Raw genomic sequence first — 22,045 nt, 5'->3', positions numbered from 1 at the left:
TCAAAAATAGTAGCCGGCCTTGACGCGGAGTCGATACCGCTCAAAGTCGTTGTCGAAGACCCGGCCGCCGATGAGGGAGCCTGCCACCGTATCCGAGTGAGCTTTTGCCCAAGGCAACTGCTCCAGGAACGTTGCCGTGATGAAGAAGTTTTTCCCGCCGTAGTGGATGACTGGGCCGAGGTAGTAGCCGCTGTTCGATTGGTTCTTGAAGAGGTAGCTGTTGTATTCGTGTTCATTGACGAACTCGAATCCGGCCGACCAATTCGGTGCGAAGCGATAGGACAAGGCCGCATTGAAATTGATGTCGGTCTCGTGCTGCCAGCTTCTGCCCGAAGTGGTGCTGGCGTCGTCCAGGTATCGCCACTCAGGCGCATAGGTGAAGTTGAAAGCAGTGGTCAGCCTGTCGTCCAGAAAGTTCTTCTGCAGGATGATCTTGGTTTCCAGTTCCCTGAACGAGGGGCCCACCGTGGGCTCCACATAGAACGCCAGACCCACGCCGTCGGTGTAGGGGCTGAGCACGCGGTAGATCGCCTCGCCGGACACGCCAACGAAGCGCTTGGCGCTCCAGTGCGCGTCGGCGCCCACATCCTTGTCGGCAAACTGTTCGGGCGGCGTTGTCGCTCCGTCGGGTCCGTTGTGATAGGCACGAGCCCACGCATAGTTGGCGTAGAAGGCCACCTGGAGCCGGTCGGACACGCCGTATTCGAACTCGGTGCGACCCTCGAGCTGATCGTAGACCCCCGATATTTTCTTGTTGCGCCAGGTCGCCCATTGTTCGATTTCCTTGGCCCCTTTGGGCAACAGGTCCGTCGTGTAGACGTACCCGAACTGGCTTTCTTCGGCAAAGGCGGTGGCATTCAATCCGCACCCCAGTGCGAGCAGGATCAGGCAGCCCGACAGGCGAGGTAGGAGGGGCATGGTGGCGTTTCTTTTCACTCGAGAATCAAGCCAAAAATGATAACGAGAATCACTCATGGCCTCGAGCAAAGTGCGCGCAGCGTTGTCACCCAAACACAGCGTCAGGTCGTAGTCATGCGCGGTGCGCTACGTTGTCCTGTTCACCGGCGCGCAGCCGCGGCGGGTCCACGCATGCCGCTCGCTGCGCCCGCTGCCTGAAGCAGCCAGCAGAATAGGAGCGCTCTTGATGGATGGGGGCCGCGCTCGCCCGTCAAGGTCTATCGGATCTGACGTCGGGTGCGGGGGTCGCCGAGACACCCTGCGCCTTGGCAGCCTGCGATTGCGCCGCCATCGCCGCCTTGAAGCCAGGTCGCGCCTGCAGACGCTCCCAGTAAGCTGCCACCGAGGGTGTGAAGCGCTCTCCCAAGCCCAGATGCTCGGCCAGCAACAACGCATAGCCGACCGACACGTCCGCCGCAGTGAAGCGCCCCGCACAGAGGTAGTCGCGCTCGGCGAGCAGCGGCTCCAGCGTTCGCAGGCGCGCCAGGAACCACTTGGCATAGTCGTCGGCGACCTGCGGCTGTTTTCGATCCGCCAGCTCGAAGTGTGCGTACCGCAACACGAGCGTCTGCGGAAAGGTCAAGGTCGCCTCGCCGAAATGAAGGTAGTTGAGGTACGGCCCGAAGTCCGGCTCGCCGCAACCTACATCCAGTTGGCCCGCCGAGAATCGCGCGGCCAGGTACTGGCAGATCGCGGCCGATTCGGTCATTCGCATGACGCCGTCGGACAGCATCGGCACCGTGCCAAGCGGGTTGACCTCGAGATACGACCGAGACAGCACGCGCGGCGGAAAGGGCATCATCTTGAGATCATAGGAAAGCCCGATCTCTTCGAGCATCCAGAGAGGCCGGAACGAGCGTGCGCTGACGCAGTGGTGCAAGGTGATCATGTTTTCGGTGACCTCGGGGTCCGCCGCGATATGGAGTTAACTTGTCGGCAGTGTGCGCTTTGCTGGGCCTGCCGACAGGGTTGGATTTTGACCCGCTCACCGCACGCCGAAGCGGCGCTCGAGCGCCGCGATCCAGGCTGTCCACGATATTCTCCTTCGTTGCGCGGCAGAGCAACTGCTCAGGAAGGGCCGAGCCCGAGCTTTTTTCTCAGGCTCGCATCCACCGGTCCCGCCGGCATGAAGCGGCGCAATTTCGTCAGCAGAGACGCCTCCCCTGGCGGCGTGCAGCGCATGCGCCATGGGCCGAGCGCCGCTTCGACGATGGTGCTTGCCACGCCGTGCGGCGCGGGCGCACTGCTCACGCTGTCGGCCACGGAGAGCGCCACCAGGTCGCGTTCGCGGTCATAGCCCGCGATCCGCGCCTTGACACGGGGCGCGTTGACATCGAGGTTGGTGCGGGTGAAGGCCGGCTGCACCAGCGTCGCGCGAATGCCGAACTGGCGCACCTCATGGTCCAGCGACTCCGACAGCCCTTCCACCGCGTGCTTGGTGGCTGAATACAGGCCCATGTACGGGGCCGGAAGCACACCGAGCACGGAGCTGACGTTGACGATTCGCCCGCGGCGCTTCTCGCGCATGTACGGGAGCACCGCGCGCGTCACGCGCAGCATGCCAAAGACGTTGGTGTCGAACAGCTGCGCAGCCTCGGCCGTCGAGGTTTCCTCGACCGCGCCGATCATCATCATCCCCGCGTTGTTGACCAGCAGGTCGATGCGCGTGGCCCGGTCGATGACGGATTCGATGCCCCTCTGAACCGAGCCTTCTTCGCGAACGTCCATCTCGACGAACTCGACACCGGGCAGCGCGGGCGCCTTGCGCAGGTCGCGCACGGTGCCGAACACCCGGCAGCCTCGCGCCACGAACATTTCCGCAGCGGCGCGTCCGATGCCCGAGGATGCGCCCGTTACGACTACAACTGATGAACTCGACATGACTGGTTCCTTCGGTCTCAATGAATGGTGATAAGGCGCATCAGTGCGCGGGCTGGGCCGCATTGCCGGGTTTGATCCGAAACCAGATCGAATACATCGCCGGCAAGAACACCAGCGTCAGGATCGTCCCCGCGAAGGTGCCGCCGATCAAGGTGTAGGCGAGCGCGCCCCAGAACACCGAGTGCGTCAGCGGAATGAACGCGAGAATTGCCGCGAGCGCCGTGAGGATCACAGGGCGGGCACGCTGCACGGTCGCCTCGACGACCGCATGGAACGGGTCGAGTCCTTCCTGCTGGTTGTGGTGGATCTGCCCGAGCAGGATCAGCGTGTTGCGCATCAGGATGCCCGACAGCGCGATGAGCCCTACGAGCGCATTGATGCCGAAGGGCTGCTGGAACAGCAGCAAGGTCGGCACGACGCCGATCAACCCGAGCGGGCTGGTGAGAAACACCATGACCATCGCGGAGATCGAGCGCACCTGGAAAATAATGATGAGGAGCGTGATCGCCAGCATGATCGGGAACAGCGGCAGCATCGCCTGGGTCGCCTTCTCCGACTCCTCGATGGAGCCGGCCTCGACGATGCGGTAGCCGGCCGGCAGCTTCTGCATCAGCGGCTGCAACTGCGCGGTGATCGCGGTCGATACGTCGGGGGGCTGCAGCCCCTCGGCGATGTCGCCCTGCACCGTGATCGTGGGCATGCGGTCGCGTCGCCGCATGACAGGTTCTTCCATGCGCACCGAGACCTCGCCGACCTGCGACAGCGGAATGCGCTGGCCACCGGCACCGGCGAGCGTGAAGTCCACGAGCTTCGCGGGATCGAGCCGGGTGCTGCCGGCCGAGCGGGCCACCACCTGCACGGTGCGGATGTCCTCGCGCACGGTGGTCACCGGCACGCCGCTCAGGAGGAACTGCAGTTGCTGCGCCACGGCGCTGGAGCTCAGCCCCACGGCCTGCAGGCGGTCCTGTTTCAGGGTGAAGTGCAGCGTGGGCGTGCGGGTGCCCCAGTCGGTGCTGACGGTGCGCATCATCGGGCTGGCATTCATCACCTGCCGCACCTCCGCCGAGATCTTGCGCAGCTCGTTCGCATCGGGCCCGGAGACACGGTAGGCCACGGGGAACGGCGAGTACGGCCCGAACACGAGCTGGGTCACGCGCACCCGCGCCTCGGACGCGAGGCCGTCGGCAACGGCCTGACGCAACCGGTGCTTCAGCGCTTCGCGCTCCTCCTGGCTGGCGGTGCGCACCACGATCTTGGCGAACGACGGGTCGGGCAGTTCGGGCCCCATCGCGAAAAAGAAGCGGGGGGCGCCCTGTCCGATGTAGGAGGTGACGATCTGGGCCTCCGGCTGCGTGGACAGCCAGGTCTCCACCTTGGCCGTCGCGTCGCTGGTCTGCGTGATCGAGGTGCCGTAGGGCATCTGCACTTCGACCAGGACTTCAGGGCGGTCGGAGATCGGAAAGAACTGCTTCTTGACCACGCCCATGCCGAGGATCGATACCACAAAGAGGCCGACGACCGCTCCCGCCACCAACCACTTGCGCGCGATGACGCGCGCCAGCACGCGGCGCAGCCGGTTGTAGCGCGGCGTGTCGTAGATCGCGGCATGGCCGCCTTCGATCTTCTTGAAGTTCGGCAGCAGCTTGACGCCCAAATAAGGCGTGAACACCACGGCGACCACCCAGGATGCAATCAGCGCGATGCCGACGATCCAGAACATGTTGCTGGTGTACTCGCCCGCAGTCGACGGCGCAAAACCGTTGGGCATGAAGCCGACGGCGGTGACCAGCGTGCCCGAGAGCATCGGCGCTGCCGTGTGGCTCCAGGCATAGGCGGACGCGGCCACATGGCTGTAGCCCTCCTCGATCTTCACCACCATCATTTCGATGGCAATGATGGCGTCGTCCACCAGCAAGCCGAGCGCGAGGATTAGCGAGCCGAGCGTGATGCGGTCGAAGTTCTTGCCGGTCGCGGCCATCACGACGAAGACCACCGCCAGGGTCAGCGGCACCGCGGCGGCCACCACCAGGCCCGCACGCCAGCCCATGCTCAGGAAGCTCACCAGCATGACGACCAGCAAGGCCGCAAAGAACTTGACCATGAACTCGTCGACCGATGCGCTGATGTTCACCGACTGGTCCGTGACCTTGGTGAAGCTCAGGCCCAGGGGCAGCTCGACGTTGATGGCGCGGGCTTCCACCTCCAGCGCCTTGCCCAGGTCGAGCCCGTTCCAGCCTTCCCGCATGACGACGCCCACCAGCAGCGCCGGCTCGCCGCCGCTGCGGATCATGAAGGTGGCCGGGTCTTCGTAGCCGCGCCTGACCGTGGCCACATCCGACAACTTCAGGGTGCGGCCCTGCGCGACCACGGGCGTGTCGCGGATCTTCTGCAGGGTGTCGAATGGGCCGTCCAGCCGAATGAACACCTGCGGGCCGCTGGTTTCCACGGACCCCGCAGGGCTGAGCGCGTTCTGGCTGTTGAGCGCGGCGAACACGTCCTGCGGCCCGATGCCCAAAGTCGCCAGCCGGTCGTGCGCGAACTCGACGTAGATGCGCTCCGACTGCTCACCGGCGATGTTGACCTTCTTCACGCCCGGCACATGCAGCAGCCGCTGACGCAGCGTCTCGGCGTCGCGCACCAGCACGCGCTGCGGTTCTCCCCTGGCCTTGAGCGCGAACAGGGCGAAGGTGACGTCCGCGTACTCGTCATTGATCATCGGGCCGATCACGCCGGCCGGCAGGTTGCTCGCTTCGTCGCCGAGCTTCTTGCGCGCCTGGTAGAACTGTTCCTGCACCTGGGCCGGCGGCGTGCTGTCAAGCAGCGTCAGGGTCGTGAACGCCAGGCCGGGCCGCGTGTAGGTCTCTGTGCGATCGTAGTAGCGCAGCTCCTGCAGGCGCTTCTCGAGCTTCTCGGCGACCTGGTCCTGCATCTCCTGCGCGGTGGCGCCCGGCCAGGCCGTGATGATGGTCATCACCTTGATCGTGAAGGCCGGATCTTCCGCACGGCCCAGCTTGAAGAATGCGACCAGCCCTGCCAGCGAAATCAGGCAGATGAGAAACAGCGTGATGGATCGCTCACGGACAGCCAGCGCCGACAGATTGAAACGGCCTTCGCTCATGGGCGGGCTCCGCCAGCCGCGGGCGTCGCGGCCGAGGCAGCGACACGCACCTTCTCGCCTTCGCGCAGCAGGTGCGCGCCGAGCGAGACAACCTGGTCCCCCTGCTTGAGTTGGCCGGCCACCAGGGCACGCTCTCCGTCCAGACGCTCGACGGCCACCGGTTGCCAGCGCACCGTCGACGGATCGCCGCCGATGACCCAGACGCCCGTCGACTTGCCTGTATCGAACAAGGCGCCGATGGGCACTTGGACGCCACCTGCCTGGACTGGCTTGCCATCGGCGACATAGACCGTGACCGTGGCGCCCAAGGGCGCGTTGGCGAGCTCGCCATCAAGCACGTAGCGCGCCTCGAAAGTGCGCGTGAGCTTGTCGGCCGCATCAGAGAGTTGCCTGAGCTTGACGGGCACGGCAACACCTTCCTTGCCGAACAGCGTGGCCTGTCCGCCAGAGCCGACGACCGGACGCAGGGTTTCGGGCAACTGCACCACGGCCTCCCGGCGCCCGGCCTGCGCCACACGGATCACCGGCTGCCCGGCATTGACGACCTGGCCAGGCTCGGCCAGCGTCTCAAGAACAGTGCCGTCCGCATCGGCCGTGAGTTCCGAATAGCGATTCGAATTGCGCGCGACCTCGGCCTGCGCTTGCGCCGCACCGAGCTGGGCCTGGGCGGCATCCGCCGCCGCCTTGGCCTGGTCGTACGCCGAGGCTGAAATGGCGCCGGTGCCGCGCAGATCACGGTAGCGCGCTTCCTCGTCGCCGGCCTGCTTCGCACGCGCACGCGCAGCGCTGACCGCCTCCTGCTGCGCGCGCGCCGCCAACCTCAGATCGACCGGGTCGATGCGCATGAGCAGCTGCCCGCGCTTGACCGTCTGGCCTGCGTCGACAAAGCGCTCCAGCACCTTTCCGGAGACGCGGAAGCCCAGGTCGCTTTGAACCCGAGCGGCCACGGTGCCCGTGAACGAGCGCGATGCGGACACAGCGGTCTGGACCGTGGCGGCGCGCACCAGCGGCGTCTGGGTGCGCGGATCGGATGGGGTCTTGTCGTCGCACGCGACCAGCGCAAACGGCAAGGCGCAGACGAAGGCGGATGTAAGGAAGCGGCGCGAGTGCATGAGGGGCCCATTGACGAATCGATCAGGACCCCGATTTTGATAACAGTGACTAATTTAGTCAATAGTCACAACAAAATTATTCGTCTATGGCGACAGGCTGCGCAGCACCAGACCCGACAGTTGCGCCGGCGCCTGCTCCGTGTGATCGGAGCTGAGCTGCAGGATCACGGGGTTGACGTAGGGATAAACGACCAGATAGATGGCCGCCGCGGTCTCGTCGATCGGTGTCTTGCGTTCGAAGTCGCCGGACTCCCGCCCCAGCTTCAGAAGCTCGACGATCAGATGCCGGATGCACTGTTCATGGGCGATGGCCGACGGCCAGCGCTCGCTGGCCGCCGAGATGGCAATCTCGTAGAGCTTGCGGTCCTGGAAGAACAGTCGAAGGCCCGAATCCACGATGGCCTTGAACATGCGCCGCAGCTTTTCCGGCGGGTGGTCGGCCGCGTCGACCGCCGCGCGAATGTCCGCCTCAATCTCGCGCAGGCAGTTCGAGCAGATCATTTCGCCGATCGCCTGCTTGGACTCGAAGAACTTGTAGATGTAGGCCTTGGAGAAGCCGATGGCCTTGGCAAGGTCGGAAACCGTGGTCTTCTCGTACCCGTACTGGCTGAAATGCTCGGTGGCCGCCACGACGATCTGCGCGCGCACGTCGTGATCGGCCGGTCCCCGCGCAACCGGCGGAGAAGAAGTTGCGTTGTTCATGCCGAGAGCTTACCGCCCGGACAAACAATCGACAACAAGTGACCAAATTGAATTATAGTCACTCACTTCTTTCCACCATTTCTGCCGCTCGTCACGGAACAAAGCCATGTCCCAACGCACCTTTGCCCTGCCCCTGCTGTTCAGCCTGCTCGCAGGCTGTGCTGTCGGGCCTGACTATGTCCGGCCAGCCCCGACCTTGCCCGACCGATTCATTGGCGAGGCAGCGCTCGACCGGCGATCGGCCACCGCCAACGCCGAGCTGGTGGCGTGGTGGACCGGGTTCGGCGATGCGCAACTGGCCCGCTATGTCGACCACGCGCTGAAACAGAATCTCGATCTTGCGCAGGCATCCGCCCGCGTGGCGCAGGCCCGGGCCGGGCTCGGTGCGGCGAATGCAGCGCTGCTGCCTTCGGGCAATCTCAGCGGACAAGCCGCCAGGGCCTACCAGTCGGTGGAGACGCCGCTGGGCCAGGTCCTGAACGCGCAGCCAGGTTTCGATCGCTACGGCAACGCTTACGAAGCGAACCTCGGCGCCAGCTGGGAGCTGGACATCTTCGGCGGCCTGCGCCGGGGACGCGAGGCTGCGCTGGCCGACTACCAGGCATCGGAGGCCGGCGCGGCCGCCACGCGTCTGGCCGTGGCCGCGCAGACCGCCGACATCTACATCACCCTGCGCGGCCTGCAAACCCGCCTCGACATTGCACGCCGGCAAGTCGGCACGCAGCAGGACCTGCTCGCGAAGATCGGCCTGCTCTACGGCAAGGGGCTGGCCACCGAGCTCCAGCTGCACCAGGCCGAGGGCACGCTGGCGCAGGTTCGTGCGTCCGTGCCGGCGCTCGAGGCGGGCGAGGCCGCGGCCATGAATGCGCTCGACGTGATGCTGGGTGCGGCGCCGGGCACGCACCGCGACGAACTGGCGACGACAGCGGCCATTCCCGTCGCACCGCGCATCGGCGCCGCCGGATCGCCCGCCGAATTGCTGCGGCGTCGGCCCGACCTGATTGCCGCCGAGCGGCGCCTTGCCGCATCGAACGCCCGCATCGGCGTGGCCATGGCCGAGTACTACCCGAAGCTGTCCCTGGGGGCGACCCTCGGCAGCGCCACGTCGGTGGCCAGCGGCAACCTGTTCACCGGGGGCGCGAGCCAGGCCGCGGCCCTGCTCGGGCTGCGCTGGCGGCTGTTCGACTTCGGGCGCATCGATGCGCAGATCGAACTCGCCAAGGGCCAGGACGCGGAGTTGCTCGCGGCTTACCGGCTCGCCGCGCTGCGTGCGACCGAAGACGTGGAGAACGCCTTCTCCGCCCTGGTCAAGCGCGAGGAACAGGCCGGCCTGCTCGCACAGGGGGAGGCATCGCTGGGCCGTGCACGAGGGGCATCGTTCGCGGCCTATCAGCGAGGCGTCGTCAGCCTGATCGAAGTCTTGCAGGCGGACGAGAGCATGCTGCGCGTGGCCGATGCAAGAGCGCAAGCGCAAACGGAATCGGCGCGCGCGGCAGTCAGTGCGTTCAAGGCGCTGGGCGGCGGGTGGCAGGCTGAGCCCATCAGAGCGGCAGCAATCATGTCGCATTGAGATCCCGTTCGATTCGGCGAAGCGGCGCAACCGCCTACGCCACCTGCAAATCGCTCGGGCGCAAGTCTTCTCCGTTCCGCATCGCAGCAGATCAGCGTTCGCCGCGATCGAGCACCCAGGGCATCTTTTCCCACAGTGCACACTTGTGGAGCTCTGAAAACTGTGCGACAGGCGAGGCTTGGCTCCGTCCGCCCGGGCGCAGCGACATCAACGATCCGTCCGCGATCAGTCGAGGCCAAGCCGCCTGGCCGGGAACCTCCGGGTTGAAGTTCTTGGCGAAAGCGGCCCAGTAGCGGGTCATCTCCTTCGACAACTGCCACTGCGCTTCGGTGAACCGTGAAGAAGACTGCGCCATGTGCGGCGAATCGGGCCACGTGAACGGGGTATCGAGACCATGTGACGCGCGAAACTCGTAGCCGGGCGGCGTCGAGGGCGCCGGTGGTTTTGGATCCTCGAACTGGTAATAGTAGGTGGGCGTTTGCCGCGCGAAAGATCTCGCCAGCGCCAGGTTGGTGCAACCGCCGAGGCCGCGCATTCCGCTGTCGGTAATGAAGTCGCCGATGACGTAGGGCAGCGCGTACGGGCCCGCGTATTTGTCCGCAGGATAGGCTGCCAGCAGCGCTGGCGCTCGGTCGACCCCGACGAGACGGGAGACCCAGGCTGCGTATGCCTGGGCCGTGAAGTTGGCGAAAGCCACGCCGGACCCGCGCCCTTCTTCGCGCATGCTGCCCATCAATACGGGCACCGGCCTCCATTCGCCTGCCGCGATCGCGTCGATCGCAGGCTTGCGGTGGAAGCCTTTGGGATCGACATGTGGATTCCAGGCGCCGCCCGCAGTCACCAACTCGCCGGCGCTCTTGGAGCGCAGGCAGGTCGCAACACCCACCGGATCCGCGCATCCAAGCTTGGCTGCAAAGGCGGCCGCGCGCGCCTCCGATTGCGCGACCGTGTCGACGTCCCGCAAACAATCATCACTGGAAATAATCGCCGCATGAATAAGCCCAGCGGTACCAGCGTTGACAAGGAGCGCGCAAACGTTGGTTCCCCCCGACGAGGTTCCTCCCAACGTCACCTTGTTGGGATTGCCGCCGAATGCACCGCTGTTGCGCTGAACCCATTCCAGCGCTGCTTTGATGTCGAGCAATGCATAGTTGCCCGCCAGGCGATCCTTGGCCTGCTGGGCGAGCGCGGGATGATTCAAGAAACCGAGTGCGCCGAGGCGGTGATTGACGGCAACGACCACAACCCGGTTTTCCGCCGCCATGCGAGCGCCGTCGATCTGGACTGCGCCGCCGACCGTATTGGCCCCGCCGTGAACATACACAAGTACGGGGAGCGATGCGCCCGACGCAGTGCCTGAGGGACGATAGACGTTGAGATAGAGGCAGTCCTCGTTCTCGGTTCGACCGATGACGGGGGAACCACCCATCTGCGGGCAACTGGGTCCCGCGACCGTCCCGTCTCGTACGCCCTGCCAGGACGCGGCTCTCTCGGGGGGCGCCCAACGCAGGCTGCCCATTGGCGGCGCGGCGAAAGGCAGCCCGAGGAACACCTCTGCGTCTCCTTTCGCAAGGCCTTTGATGCTGCCGTTCTCGGTCCCTACGGTTATGGCGGTCGAGCGGCCCGCATCGACTGCGTCCCCGGCCTTGTAGGCGCAGCCAACCTGTGCAAGGGCCACGGCGCTCACGGCAATCCAGAGGGCTAGCGAGAATGAACGATGGTTCATGGTGGGCTCCGTCGGTGTGGAATCCTTGGCCCAAAGGCGCTCCGCGGCGAAGACCAAGGCACTTGGTCATCTGTCCGCTGCAGACATGCTTATCAAGCATTCCCCAATGAGTGCATGCAATGCGCCGACATTTTGGCTGCCGATCAACTGATGCACCCTGGCCTGCGCACCGTGCCAGCGAGGCAGGCCCTCGGCACACTTCCTGCGGCCGGCAGTCGTGATGCACACGCTGCGGGTGCGTCCGTTGGCGCCCGGTCCAAGATCCACCCAGCCTGCCGAGATGAGAGGCCTGAGAGTGCGCGTCAGCGTCGATGGAGAGAGCGACATTGTCTCGGCCAAGTCACAGGGACGCACGGGCCCATGCGCCAGAACCTCCATCAACAGCCGGTACTGCGTGATTCTGAGACCCACCTTGCCTAGTTCCGCGTCATAGTGCTGCCTGACCAGACGAGCGAGCTGATGCGCCTTGGTGTCGGTGCAGACTGACCGCTGAAGGCTAGCGGCAGCAACCGCGTGTACCTGCGGTGCAGAGTGCGATTGCATCAGCGCAGGTGCAGGAGTGGCGCGCCGAGACAACATCGGCTTCGGCGGTCAGGATGCCTTGGATGGCTTCGCAGGGGCCTCGTCCAGCGCATGCGTCTGGTCGATGAAGCGGCGGCTGGAGGCCAAAATTTCCTTGCGGGTGCGCTCCGACTCGACCGCCCGAGACAGAACCAGTGCGCCGACGCACTGGGCAATCAGCGCCCATGCCGCATCAGGGTCGCCGATGCGCGAGCTCCAGCTTTTCTGCAGGCGCTTCAAGCCCTCCTCGACCGCCGCACGCACTTCGGGTCCCGCCCTCGCGATCTCCGGCCCCAGCGCAGGCAGGACGCATCCGGTTTCCGGGTGCAGCGCGTGGTACGAGCTCAGGTAGCTGCGCAGCCGCTTGGCGACGTGGTCGGGCGGCGAGTCGCGGTCTCCGGCCAGCATGTCGGTGCTGTTCGAGATTTCGTGCTCCAGGAGCTCGGCGAACAGCGCTTCCTTGGACGGGAAATGTCCATAGAAAGCGCCCCCGGTCAGGCCGATGCTCGCCATCAATTCATCGACCCCGGTGGTTCCGAAGCCGCCCTTCTTGGCGATGGCACGGGCATTCGCGAGCAGCTTCTTGCGGGTTTCCTCTTTGTGGGTTGTCGGATAGCGCATGAATGGGCCCTCAGAAAGAACGTGTAGTGCGCCGATCATAGCATTTCGATCGTTTGATAAACGATCGTACTTTCATAAGTGCGAATTGACCCCATTGCCGAGGGTTTCCCCCTGCTGCAAACCCGCTCCAGCGTGTTGACGCTGGCCTCATTGCAAACCTATAGTTCACCACCGTTTACCAAACGATCGTTATTTAAAGCCAAGACCGGATGATGTGATGACGCAACTGACCCAGCTGATCGTGCAAGGCATCTCCAGCGGTGCAATCTATGGGCTCGTCGCGCTCGGCCTCGTACTCAGCTACAAGGCGACCGAAGTCCTCAACTTCGCGCAAGGCGACGTGGTGATGCTTTCCGCATTCCTCGGCTGGGGTTTTGTCGTCGCCGCCGGCCTTCCCTTCTGGCTCAGCTTCGTCATCGTGCTGTGCATCTCGGCCGCGCTTTGCTTTCTGCTGGAGGCGAAGATCATGCGCAGGATCGTTGGCCGCCCCCAGTTCTCGGGCGTCATGCTCACCATCGGGATCGGCTTCATGATCCGCGGCGGCGTCAGCATGTTCTTCGGGCCGCAATCGCGCAGCTATCCCACGCCGTGGACAGGGCAATCCATGCAGCTCGGCGGCAGCGTGGTGGCCGAGCTCAACCTGGTGATCGTCGGCGCCGCCATGGGCGTGACGGCGCTCCTGTATTACTTCCTGCGCCGCACCACGCTGGGCATTGCGATCCACGCGACGTCGCAGAACCAGCTGGCCGCATACCTCTGCGGGGTGCGTGTGAAGCGCCTGAATTCGCTGGTCTGGGCAATCTCCGGCGCCATCGCCGCGCTGTGCGGGCTGTTGCTCGCGCCCATCACGCTGGTCGACCTGGGCTTGTGGTTCGTCATGCTCAAGGCACTGGCAGCGCTGGTTCTCGGCGGCTTCGGCAGCGCGCCGGGCGCCATCATCGGCGGCCTTCTCATCGGCCTCATCGAACAGTTCGCCGGCGTCTACCTGCCCGACGGCGTCAAGGACGTGGCACCTTACCTGGTGCTCATCGCGGTTCTCATCCTGTATCCGCGCGGGATCCTGGGCGAAAGCCACGGCCGGAGGGTCTGACACCATGGCACGCTACGAAACTGGATTCGAGGACGGCCGGCGGCTGCTGCGCGGCAAGCCTGAGCGGCTCGCGTATGGCCTGCTCGCGGCGGCCCTGATTGCCGCACCTTGGGTGCTGCCGGCGTATCACATCGGCGAGGCGACGTTCATCCTCATCATGTGCGTGGCCAGCCTCGGGCTCATGATGCTCACGGGCTTCACCGGGCAGGTGTCTCTCGGCCAGTCCGCGTTTGTCGGCATCGGCGCGTACATCCACACCATCCTGCTGACCCAGGGTGTGCCGCTGCCCGTGTCGCTGCTCCTCACCACCGCGGGTGCGGCGCTTGGCGGGCTGCTCGTCGGCATGCCGGCCATTCGCGTGTCGGGGCTGCACCTGGCCATGGTCACCATGGCGTTCGCCATCGTCTGCGAGCATGTCCTCGGCCGGTGGAAGAGCGTCACCGGGGGCCACAGCGGGATGGCGGTTCCGGACCCAACCCTCTTCGGGCTCAGCCTCGGCGGTCCGCGCGCCTTCTACTTCCTTTGCCTGGTGGTGCTGGCGGTGGTCTTGCTCCTTCTGGTCAACCTGATGCGTTCCGCCACCGGCCGCGCCTTCATCGGCATCCGCGACTCCGAGGCCGCCGCGCAGGGCCTGGGCATCGACGTCGCGCGCACCAAGGTGCTTGCCTTCAGCCTTTCGGCCGCTTGCTCGGGCCTGGCCGGTGCATTGCTCGCGCACCAGATGCAGCACATCACGCCGGAAGCGTTCGGCCTGGCGCTGTCGCTGCAGCTCGTCTTGATGGTGTTCATCGGCGGACTGGGAAGCCTTCGGGGGGCGATCCTCGGCGCGATCCTGATCGGCCTCCTGCCCTCGTTCATCTCCTCGCTGAAGGAGGCACTGCCTGCCAGGCTCGGCGCGCAGTTCGGGCTGGAGCTTTTCGTCTACGGCGCCGTGCTGACCTTCTTCGTCTTGCTCGAACCGGGCGGCCTCAACGCCCGCTGGGTTCGCATCCGCAAGGTGCTGGCCGAGTTCCCGTGGGTGCGCAAGAGCAGCATTCACCAGACCAAGGTCTACATGAAATCGGAGCGTTACCGATGAGCGCCGAACGGCCGCCCGAAGGGGCGAAGGCCCCCTCGGGGGGCAGCGCAGCACACGAAGTGACAAGCGTGGGGGCTTTATTGAGCGCGGCATTCTTCGAGGTCGAGCGGCTGAGCCTGTCCTTCGGCGGTGTGAGGGCCGTGCGCGATGTGAGCTTCTCTGTCGGCGCGGGCGAGATCCTCGCAGTGATCGGCCCGAACGGCGCGGGCAAGACATCGCTCTTGAATCTCATCACGCGCGTGTTCGACGCCAGCAGCGGCAGCATCCGCTTCAACGGGCACGAGATCTCGCGCCTGGCACGGCACGACGTGGTGCGCCAGGGCATCGCGCGCACATTCCAGAACATCGAGCTGTTCGAGGGCGCGACGGTGCTGGAGAACCTGCTGCTCGGCCGCCACCGCGCGAACCACGGCAACTTCTTCTCGCAGATGTTCAACCTGCCGTCCGTGCAGCGCGCGGAAGCCCATACGCGCGAACGCGTCGAAGACGTCGTGCGCCTGCTGGACCTCGCCGCATTCCGGCATCGGCCGGTGGCGGAACTGCCCTACGGCGTGCGCAAGGTCGTCGAGCTCGGTCGCGCGCTGGCCGCGGAGCCCCAGTTGCTGCTGCTCGACGAACCGGCCTCGGGGCTCAACCCCGAGGAGACGCGCAGGCTCGCGTACTGGCTGGAAGACATCCAGGCCGAACTGGGCGTGACCGTGGTCATGGTGGAGCACGACATGTCGCTGGTCGCCGCCGTGGCCAATCGCGTGGTGGTGATGGACCAGGGACAGGTCCTGACCGACGGCACGCCGGCACAGGTGCAAGCCGACCCGCGCGTGATCGCAGCCTACCTGGGGACCTGATCTCATGACTTCGCTGCTGTCCGTCCGCAATCTTGAGACATGGTATGGCCCCGTGCGCGCGCTGCACGGCGTGAGCCTCGAAGTGCATGCCGCGCAGATCGTCACGGTGCTGGGCGCCAACGGCGCCGGCAAGACGACGCTGCTCAACACCATTGCCGGCGTGCTCGCGCCCTCCAACGGAACCGTCGAGTTCGAGGGCCGGCCCGTCGGCGGCAAGGACGCCGATGAAGTCGCTCGCGGCGGTGTCGTGCTGGTGCCCGAGGGCCGCCAGATATTTCCGTTCCTCACCATCACGGAGAACCTGCGCATGGGCGCGTTCGCAAGGCGGGATGCGGAAATCGCGCGCGACATCGAGCAGATGTACGACTGGTTTCCGCGCCTGCGCGAACGCCAGCGCCAGCAGGCGGGCCTGCTTTCCGGCGGCGAGCAGCAGATGCTGGCGATCAGCCGCGCGCTGATGGGGCGACCGCGCCTGCTTCTGCTCGACGAGCCGTCGCTGGGCCTCTCGCCGCTGTTCACCAAGGACATCTTCGCCATCATCAAGCGCATCCGCGAGCAGACCAGGACCGCGGTGCTGGTGGTCGAGCAGAACGCGGCGATTGCGCTGGCCACCGCCGACCACGGCTACGTCATCGAGCTGGGGCGCGTGGCAGCGGCCGGCAGCTGCGAGGCCCTCTCGCAGCGCGAAGACATCAAGGAGTTTTACCTGGGTGGCGCTTCGCACCACCTGCCGCAAGGCGTCGCTGGCGGGATCCGGCCGGCGCGGCGACGCCCTTCCTGGAACTGAGAAAAGGACCCTGCCATGACACTCGATCGCCGAACCCTCCTGAAGACAAGCCTGGCCGCCGTGGCACCCGGAGCCCTGTGGACCGCAACATCAGCGCGCGCCGCGGGTGTGGGCGACAAGGAACTCGTGCTGGGTACGCATCTGGACCTTTCCGGACCGGTGGCGATCGCCATGCCTGTGATCCGAAACGGCATCCAGATGCGCATCGACGAGGCCAACGAGGCCGGCGGCATCAACGGCCGCAAGCTCCGGCTGGTCATCGAGGACAACGCGAGCCAGCCCTCGCAGGCGGTGCGCGCCGTGGACAAGCTGATCCGCAAGGACGAGGTCTTCGCCCTGCTCTGCCCGTTCGGTTCCGGACCGAACGTGGCCACGGTCAAGAAGGCGGTGGACGCCGGCGTGGTCTGCTTCGCGCCCTATGCGGCCTCGGGTCTCGTGCGCCAGGCGGCTGGCCAGACGCCGCTGCTCTTCACGACCAACCTCAACTACGACAGCACGACGTCGGCGGCCGTGAAGTGGGCCACCGGCAACCTGGGCAGCAAGAAGGTCGGCTTCGTCTACCAGGAAGGCCCCTTCGGCGACCTGGTCGGCAAGGGTGTGAAGGCGGCGCTCGCAGCCAAGGGCATGCCGCTCGCCGCCGAAGCCAGCTACAAGGTCGGCGATCTCGACTTCTCCTCGCACGTCGCACGCATGCAGGCCGCGGGCGTGGACCTCATCGTCTGCGCGACCACCACGCGCGAAACCATCGCGGTGGCAGCCGAAGTGAAGAAGCTCGGGTTGACCGGCGTCAACGTGCTGACCGCCAGCCCGGGCCGCGCCGGCCTCACCGTCGCGCTCGGCAAGGATGCAATGGAAGGCGTATTCGGCGTCGGCACCTGGCGCATTGCGACGCCCGACCAGGCCACCCCCGCCGAGAAGTCATGGGCTGAGGCCTACCGCAAGCGTTTCAAGTCCGAGCCCGACGACGTGGCCGCGGCCTTTTACGACTACACCAGCTGGTTCCTGCAGGAGGTGCGCAATGCTGGCCGCGACCTGACGACCGACAAGCTGGTGAAGGCACTCCAGGCGTCCACCTTCAAGGGCGTGGCGTCGTACGACACGCAGCGCTTCGCCAACAACCACATCGATCCCGAATGGACCCGGGTCGAGCAGGTCGTGCAGGGCCGCTGGACGGCACGGTCCAGCGTGGTCGACCCGGCCAAGAGCGCCCTGTGATCCACGTGTCGGCATCCCTGGCCGCGGACGAGGCGCGTCTCGCGACGCTGCCGCAGTTGTGGCGGCGCCGATGCGCTGAAGGGGGCGACCGGCCCGCGCTCCGGCACAAGGAGCGCGGCATCTGGCAGGGCCTGTCCTGGAGCGGCTATTTCAGCGAGGCGCGGGCCATCGGGCTCGCGATGGCCGAGTCCGGGCTGCAGGCCGGCGAGGTGGTCTCGGTCCTTTCGGACAACCGGCCGCGGTGGCTGATCGTCGACATGGCGGCGCAGGCCATGGGTTTCGTATCCCACGGCATGTACCCGTGCAGCATGGCCGCGCAAGTCGGGCATGCGCTGGTCGAAGCCGGGTCGCGGGTGGTGTTCGTGGAGAATGCCGATCAGTTGATGAAGGTGCTCGCGGTACGCGACACCTGCCCCGATCTGCGCCACATCGTGGTTCTTGATACACGCGGCCTCTCGCGCTTCACGGACGCGCAAGTCAGTTCCTACGACGAATGGCTTGCGCGCGGCGCGCAAGCCGTGGCCAGGGAACCCGCCCTGTTCGACAACCGCATCGACGCCGGCACCGGGGAGCAGATTGCATTCCTCGCGGCCACGGCGGGCAGCACCGGCCCGGCGCGGCTGGTGGCGCGGCGACAGCACGACTTCCTGCGGGAAGTGCGCGCCGTGAGTCATTGGCTGCAGCTGCGCCCGGGTGATCGTGCCCTGTCGATCACGTCGCTGGCGCACTACGGCGAACGCATGCTGGCCCAGAAGGCCATGCTCATGCACGAAACCTTGCTCCACTTGCCGGAGAACGGCGCCACGGTGTTCAACGACATGAGCGAGGTCGAGCCGCACGTCCTGTTCGCCGCCCCGCGCTTTTTCGAAAAGCTGCAAGGAACGACCGAGCTGTTCATGCAGGAAGCCGTGCCTGTCGCCCGAACCGCGTACGCCTCGTGCCTTTCGGCGCACCGGCCCGGCTGGCTGCAGCGCAGGACGCAGGCGCGCATACGCTCCGCCCTGGGTTTGCGGAACGTGCGGGTCGCCCTCGCGAGCGGAGCCTCCAGCCCCGCGCAGGTGGCCGACTGGTTCGACGCCATCGGCATTCCCCTGCTCGATTGCTACGGCATGGCCGAGGCCGGCTTCTGCAGGATTGTTCCCGCCAGCCGCTCGATGGAGACCGCATCCGCACCATTCGAAACAGGCACTCAGCTGAAGCTGGCGCCCGATGGCGAAGTGCTGGTGCGCGGTGCGATCCCGCGCCCGGGCTACTGGCTGCGCGGAACACTGAGCCCTGCCGCGACCCTTGCGGACGGCTGGCTGCGCACCGGCGACCTCGGGCGTGTCGACGAACACGGCCGCGTTCGCCTGCTCGGCCGCGTGCGCGCGCAGACCATCGGCGCACGAGGCGAATCCATCAGCCCGGAGATTGCGGAAGATGCATTCCGGCTCAGTGCCTACATCGCCGACGCCATCGTCGTGCCGGCGGAAGGCGGACATTCGGCGGCGCTGCTCGCTCTGGACGAGGAGCGGATCAGGAAGCATGCGCAGCAGCAGCGCCTACCCTTCACCGATTACGCCAGCCTGCTCGGCCTGCCCGAGATCACTGCGCTCATCGCGGCGCAAGTGGAAATTGCCAACGGGCGCCTGCCCGAGAACCATCGCGTGCGCACGATCCGGGTCATCCCGCGCTCGCTGCATCAAGGCGACGAAGAGCTCACGCCCGCGCTGCGCCTGAATCGCCGCGTGGTGGCGAGCCGGTACGCCGACCTGTTTACTGAACCCCTTGGAGTTTGATCATGAGAGAAGCCGTCATCGTTTCCACCGCACGCACGGGCATCGGCCGCGCGTTTCGCGGCGCATTGAATAACATCAAGTCACCCACCCTGATGGGTCACGCGATCCAGCACGCCGTGCAGCGGGCGGGCATCAATCCCGGGGAAGTGGAGGATGTCGTCATCGGCAGCGCGATGGCCGCCGGCACCGCGGGCATGAACATCGGACGTCTCGCGGCGCTCGCGGCGGGACTGCCGCAGTCGGTGCCGGGACAGACGATGGACCGGCAATGCGCCTCCGGCCTGATGGCCATCGCAACGGCGGCCAAGCAGATCATCGTCGACGGCATGGACGTGACGGTGGGCGGTGGCCAGGAGAACATCTCCGCCGTGCAAAACCCGTTCGTCAAGTGGGTGGGCGAAGAGGCCGACCCGCTGCTCATTGCGCGCGTGCAGCATGCCTACATCCCGATGCTGCACACGGCCGAGATCGTCGCGAAGAAGTACGGCATCTCGCGCGAGGCGCAGGACGCGTATTCCGCGGAAGCGCAACGCCGCACCGCCCTGGCGCAGGAGCGCCACCTGTTAGACGACGAGATCGTGCCGATCACCGCGCGCATGGCCGTGGCCGACAAGCAGACGGGCGCGATCAGCTACCGCGACGTCACGCTGGACCGCGATGAAGGCAACCGCCCCGACACCACGCTCGAAGGCCTTTCCAGTCTCAAGCCCGTCATCGAAGGCGGCGTCATCACCGCCGGCAATTCGAGTCAGCTCTCGGATGGCGCATCGGCCTGCGTGCTGGTGGAGCGCGCGGTTGCCGAGCGCCGCGGGCTCAAAGCGCTGGGCACCTACCGCGGCATCGCAGTGGCCGGCCTCGCGCCGGAAGAAATGGGCATCGGCCCGGTCCTGGCCGTGCCCAAGCTGCTGAAGACCCACGGCCTCAAGGTGAGCGACATCGGCCTGTGGGAATTGAACGAGGCCTTCGCCTGCCAGGTGCTGTACTCGCGCGACCGCCTGGGCATCGATCCGGAAAAGCTGAACGTCAACGGCGGCGGCATCACGATCGGACATCCCTACGGCATGACCGGCTCGCGGCTGGTGGGGCATGCGCTCATCGAAGGCAAGCGGCGCGGCGCGCGCTTCGTCGTGGTGACGATGTGCATCGGTGGCGGCATGGGCGCCGCGGGCCTGTTCGAAGTGGCTTGAGGCAAGGAGCATCACCATGACCTATCAAGCCCCCATGCGGGACATTCAATTCGTGCTGCACGAAGTGCTCCAGGTGCCGGCCATGCTGGAGGCCTGCGGCCAGCCGGAGCTCGATGCCGAGACCATCGACCAGGTGCTCACCGCGGCCGGGCAGTTCGCGTCCGAGGTGATCGCGCCGCTCAACGGCCCGGGCGACGAACACGGCTGCAGCATGCCCTCGCCCGGCGTGGTGCAGACCCCGCCCGGCTTCAAGAAAGCCTACGACGAATTCACGAAGAACGGCTGGGCCGGCCTCGCGTGCAGCCCCGAGTTCGGCGGCCAGGGCTTTCCTTCCGTCGTGGCCAACGCGGTCTACGAAGTCTTCGGCGGCGCGAACATGGCGTGGTCGTCCTATCCCGGCATGTCGCATGCCACCTACGTGAACGTGGCGGCCAATGGCTCGGAGGAACAGAAGGCGCTCTACCTGCCGAAGATTGCCTCGGGCGAGTGGGCCGGCACCATGTGCCTGACCGAGCCCAACGCGGGCACCGACCTGGGCCTGATGCGCACTCGCGCCGTCGCGCAGTCCGACGGCAGCTACAGCATCACCGGCAGCAAGATCTTCATCTCGGGTGGCGAGCAGGACCTGACCGAGAACATCATGCACCTGGTGCTCGCGCGCATGCCGGATGCGCCGCCCGGCGTGAAGGGCATTTCTCTTTTCATCGTTCCCAAGTTCATCCCCGATGCGAGCGGCGCGGCCGGCGCGCGCAATGCGGTGGTCTGCGGCTCCATCGAGCACAAGCTGGGCATCCACGGCAACTCGACCTGCACCATCAATTTCGACGGCGCGACCGGCTGGCTGCTGGGTGCGCCCAACAAGGGGCTGGCCGGGATGTTCGTGCAGATGAACCACATGCGCGTGCTGGTCGGCATGATCGCCATCGGCCTGATGGAAGCGGCCTACCAGAAGGCCCTGGCCTATGCGAAGGAGCGTCTGCAGGGTCGCGCCAGCGGCGCGCGATCGTCGGCCGAAGCGGCCGACCCGATCATCGGGCATGCCGACGTGCGCCGCATGCTGCTCACGCAGAAGGCGAACATCGAGGGCGCGCGCGCACTGGCGCTGTGGACCGCGCAGCTGAGCGATGTTCAGCGCCTTCATCCCGACCCCGCCAAACGCAACGAGACGGCCGAACTGCTGGGCCTTTTGACCCCGCTCGTGAAGGCACTGTCCAGCGACCTCGCGGTGGAGTGCACGCTGCTCGCCATGCAGGTGTTCGGCGGACACGGCTACATCCGCGAGAACGGCGTCGAGCAGCACCTGCGCGACGTACGCATCGTGGGCCTGTACGAGGGCACGAACGGCGTGCAGGCCATGGACCTGCTCGGGCGCAAGGTGCTGGCCGACCAGGGCCGGCAGATGGGCGCCTTCCTGGACATGGCCGGCGCATTCGCCGAGACCTGCGGCCCGCGCGAGGCGATGCGCGAGTTCACGGAGCCGCTCACCAAACTGGTCGCCGACATCAGGCAGCTCACCCGCGAACTGGTGGACACGTCGGCGCAAGACCCGCACGCCGCAGGCGCGGCCGCTGCGCCCTATCTGCGCCTGGTCGGGCACCTTGCCCTCGCGTGGAGTTGGGCGCGGATGGCCGAGGTGGCGTTCAAGAACATTGACTCCACCGATCCGATCTATGCCTCGAAGATCGCCACGGCCCGCTTCTACTTCCAGCGGCTGCTGCCGCAGACGGCGGCGCTGTGCGGTGAGATCCGGGCGGGATCGTCCGCATTGATGGAACCGGCCATCGATCTTTTCTGACCACTCTTGTCGATCGCCCGGC

At 66.2% G+C, this 22,045-nt stretch carries 18 protein-coding genes; 9 read left to right on the top strand and 9 right to left on the bottom strand.

The features are described 5' to 3' along the window. The 6 genes from BLR24_RS26640 to BLR24_RS26615 all read right to left on the bottom strand — a co-directional run bounded on the left by BLR24_RS26640 (window position 1) and on the right by BLR24_RS26615 (window position 7,770). A complete protein-coding gene (locus BLR24_RS26640) occupies window positions 1-918 on the bottom strand; it encodes a DUF6662 family protein (protein WP_093023059.1) in 918 nt (305 codons plus the stop codon). A gap of 250 nt (window positions 919-1,168) precedes the next feature. Further along, the gene (locus tag BLR24_RS26635; RefSeq protein WP_093023057.1) at window positions 1,169-1,846 is read right to left on the bottom strand and encodes a glutathione S-transferase family protein; all 678 of its coding nucleotides are present in this window, start codon (window positions 1,844-1,846) and stop codon (window positions 1,169-1,171) included. 179 nt (window positions 1,847-2,025) lie between these two features. Continuing rightward, the gene (locus BLR24_RS26630) at window positions 2,026-2,838 is read right to left on the bottom strand and encodes an oxidoreductase (protein ID WP_093023055.1); all 813 of its coding nucleotides are present in this window, start codon (window positions 2,836-2,838) and stop codon (window positions 2,026-2,028) included. 40 nt (window positions 2,839-2,878) lie between these two features. Further along, complete coding sequence (locus BLR24_RS26625) at window positions 2,879-5,956, bottom strand: efflux RND transporter permease subunit (protein ID WP_093023053.1); 3,078 nt, start codon at window positions 5,954-5,956, stop codon at window positions 2,879-2,881. Continuing rightward, window positions 5,953-7,068, bottom strand: a complete 1,116-nt coding sequence (locus tag BLR24_RS26620; protein ID WP_093023051.1) for an efflux RND transporter periplasmic adaptor subunit — start codon at window positions 7,066-7,068, stop codon at window positions 5,953-5,955. Before BLR24_RS26620 ends, BLR24_RS26625 begins: the two co-directional genes overlap by 4 nt. Window positions 7,069-7,152: 84 nt before the next feature. Continuing rightward, window positions 7,153-7,770, bottom strand: coding sequence for a TetR/AcrR family transcriptional regulator (locus BLR24_RS26615; protein WP_093023049.1), 618 nt, complete (start codon window positions 7,768-7,770; stop codon window positions 7,153-7,155). Window positions 7,771-7,876: 106 nt separating this feature from the next. Between BLR24_RS26615 and BLR24_RS26610 the strand changes: the two genes are divergently transcribed. Then, the gene (locus tag BLR24_RS26610) at window positions 7,877-9,340 is read left to right on the top strand and encodes an efflux transporter outer membrane subunit (RefSeq protein WP_093023047.1); all 1,464 of its coding nucleotides are present in this window, start codon (window positions 7,877-7,879) and stop codon (window positions 9,338-9,340) included. A 91-nt stretch (window positions 9,341-9,431) separates the two neighbouring features. Here the strand turns inward: BLR24_RS26610 and BLR24_RS26605 are convergent, their stop codons facing one another. The 3 genes from BLR24_RS26605 to BLR24_RS26595 form a co-directional block, all read right to left on the bottom strand. Further along, window positions 9,432-11,066 carry a carboxylesterase/lipase family protein gene (locus BLR24_RS26605; RefSeq protein WP_093023045.1) on the bottom strand — a complete coding sequence of 545 codons (1,635 nt, stop codon included), beginning with the start codon at window positions 11,064-11,066 and terminating at the stop codon, window positions 9,432-9,434. 66 nt (window positions 11,067-11,132) lie between these two features. Beyond that, complete coding sequence (locus tag BLR24_RS26600) at window positions 11,133-11,609, bottom strand: MarR family winged helix-turn-helix transcriptional regulator (protein ID WP_093023043.1); 477 nt, start codon at window positions 11,607-11,609, stop codon at window positions 11,133-11,135. Between the two features lie 48 nt (window positions 11,610-11,657). Continuing rightward, a complete protein-coding gene (locus BLR24_RS26595; protein ID WP_055795431.1) occupies window positions 11,658-12,248 on the bottom strand; it encodes a TetR/AcrR family transcriptional regulator in 591 nt (196 codons plus the stop codon). Between the two features lie 217 nt (window positions 12,249-12,465). Here BLR24_RS26595 and BLR24_RS26590 point away from each other — a divergent pair, with 217 nt between their 5' ends. The 8 genes from BLR24_RS26590 to BLR24_RS26555 all read left to right on the top strand — a co-directional run bounded on the left by BLR24_RS26590 (window position 12,466) and on the right by BLR24_RS26555 (window position 22,023). Continuing rightward, on the top strand, window positions 12,466-13,338 hold the full coding sequence (locus BLR24_RS26590) for a branched-chain amino acid ABC transporter permease (RefSeq protein WP_093023041.1): 873 nt from the start codon (window positions 12,466-12,468) through the stop codon (window positions 13,336-13,338). 4 nt (window positions 13,339-13,342) lie between these two features. Beyond that, complete coding sequence (locus BLR24_RS26585) at window positions 13,343-14,416, top strand: branched-chain amino acid ABC transporter permease (protein WP_093023039.1); 1,074 nt, start codon at window positions 13,343-13,345, stop codon at window positions 14,414-14,416. A 68-nt stretch (window positions 14,417-14,484) separates the two neighbouring features. Further along, a complete protein-coding gene (locus tag BLR24_RS26580) occupies window positions 14,485-15,261 on the top strand; it encodes an ABC transporter ATP-binding protein (protein ID WP_254787596.1) in 777 nt (258 codons plus the stop codon). Between the two features lie 4 nt (window positions 15,262-15,265). After that, window positions 15,266-16,048 (top strand): ABC transporter ATP-binding protein, encoded by a 783-nt coding sequence (locus BLR24_RS26575; protein WP_093023035.1) that lies wholly within the window; start codon window positions 15,266-15,268, stop codon window positions 16,046-16,048. 15 nt (window positions 16,049-16,063) lie between these two features. Continuing rightward, a complete protein-coding gene (locus BLR24_RS26570) occupies window positions 16,064-17,263 on the top strand; it encodes an ABC transporter substrate-binding protein (protein WP_093023033.1) in 1,200 nt (399 codons plus the stop codon). 5 nt (window positions 17,264-17,268) lie between these two features. Further along, entirely contained in the window at window positions 17,269-19,041 is a 1,773-nt protein-coding gene (locus BLR24_RS26565; protein WP_175543355.1) for an AMP-dependent synthetase/ligase, read from the top strand. A gap of 2 nt (window positions 19,042-19,043) precedes the next feature. Next, window positions 19,044-20,228 carry an acetyl-CoA C-acyltransferase gene (locus tag BLR24_RS26560; protein WP_093023029.1) on the top strand — a complete coding sequence of 395 codons (1,185 nt, stop codon included), beginning with the start codon at window positions 19,044-19,046 and terminating at the stop codon, window positions 20,226-20,228. A 16-nt stretch (window positions 20,229-20,244) separates the two neighbouring features. Next, window positions 20,245-22,023 carry an acyl-CoA dehydrogenase C-terminal domain-containing protein gene (locus BLR24_RS26555; protein ID WP_093023027.1) on the top strand — a complete coding sequence of 593 codons (1,779 nt, stop codon included), beginning with the start codon at window positions 20,245-20,247 and terminating at the stop codon, window positions 22,021-22,023. The last annotated feature ends 22 nt before the right edge of the window (window positions 22,024-22,045 follow it).

The organism is Variovorax sp. OV700 (assembly GCF_900099805.1).
In the GTDB taxonomy this organism is placed as follows: domain Bacteria; phylum Pseudomonadota; class Gammaproteobacteria; order Burkholderiales; family Burkholderiaceae_C; genus Variovorax.
Note: the sequence above shows the minus strand (reverse complement) of the source record. Positions and strands in the feature narration are given on the sequence as shown.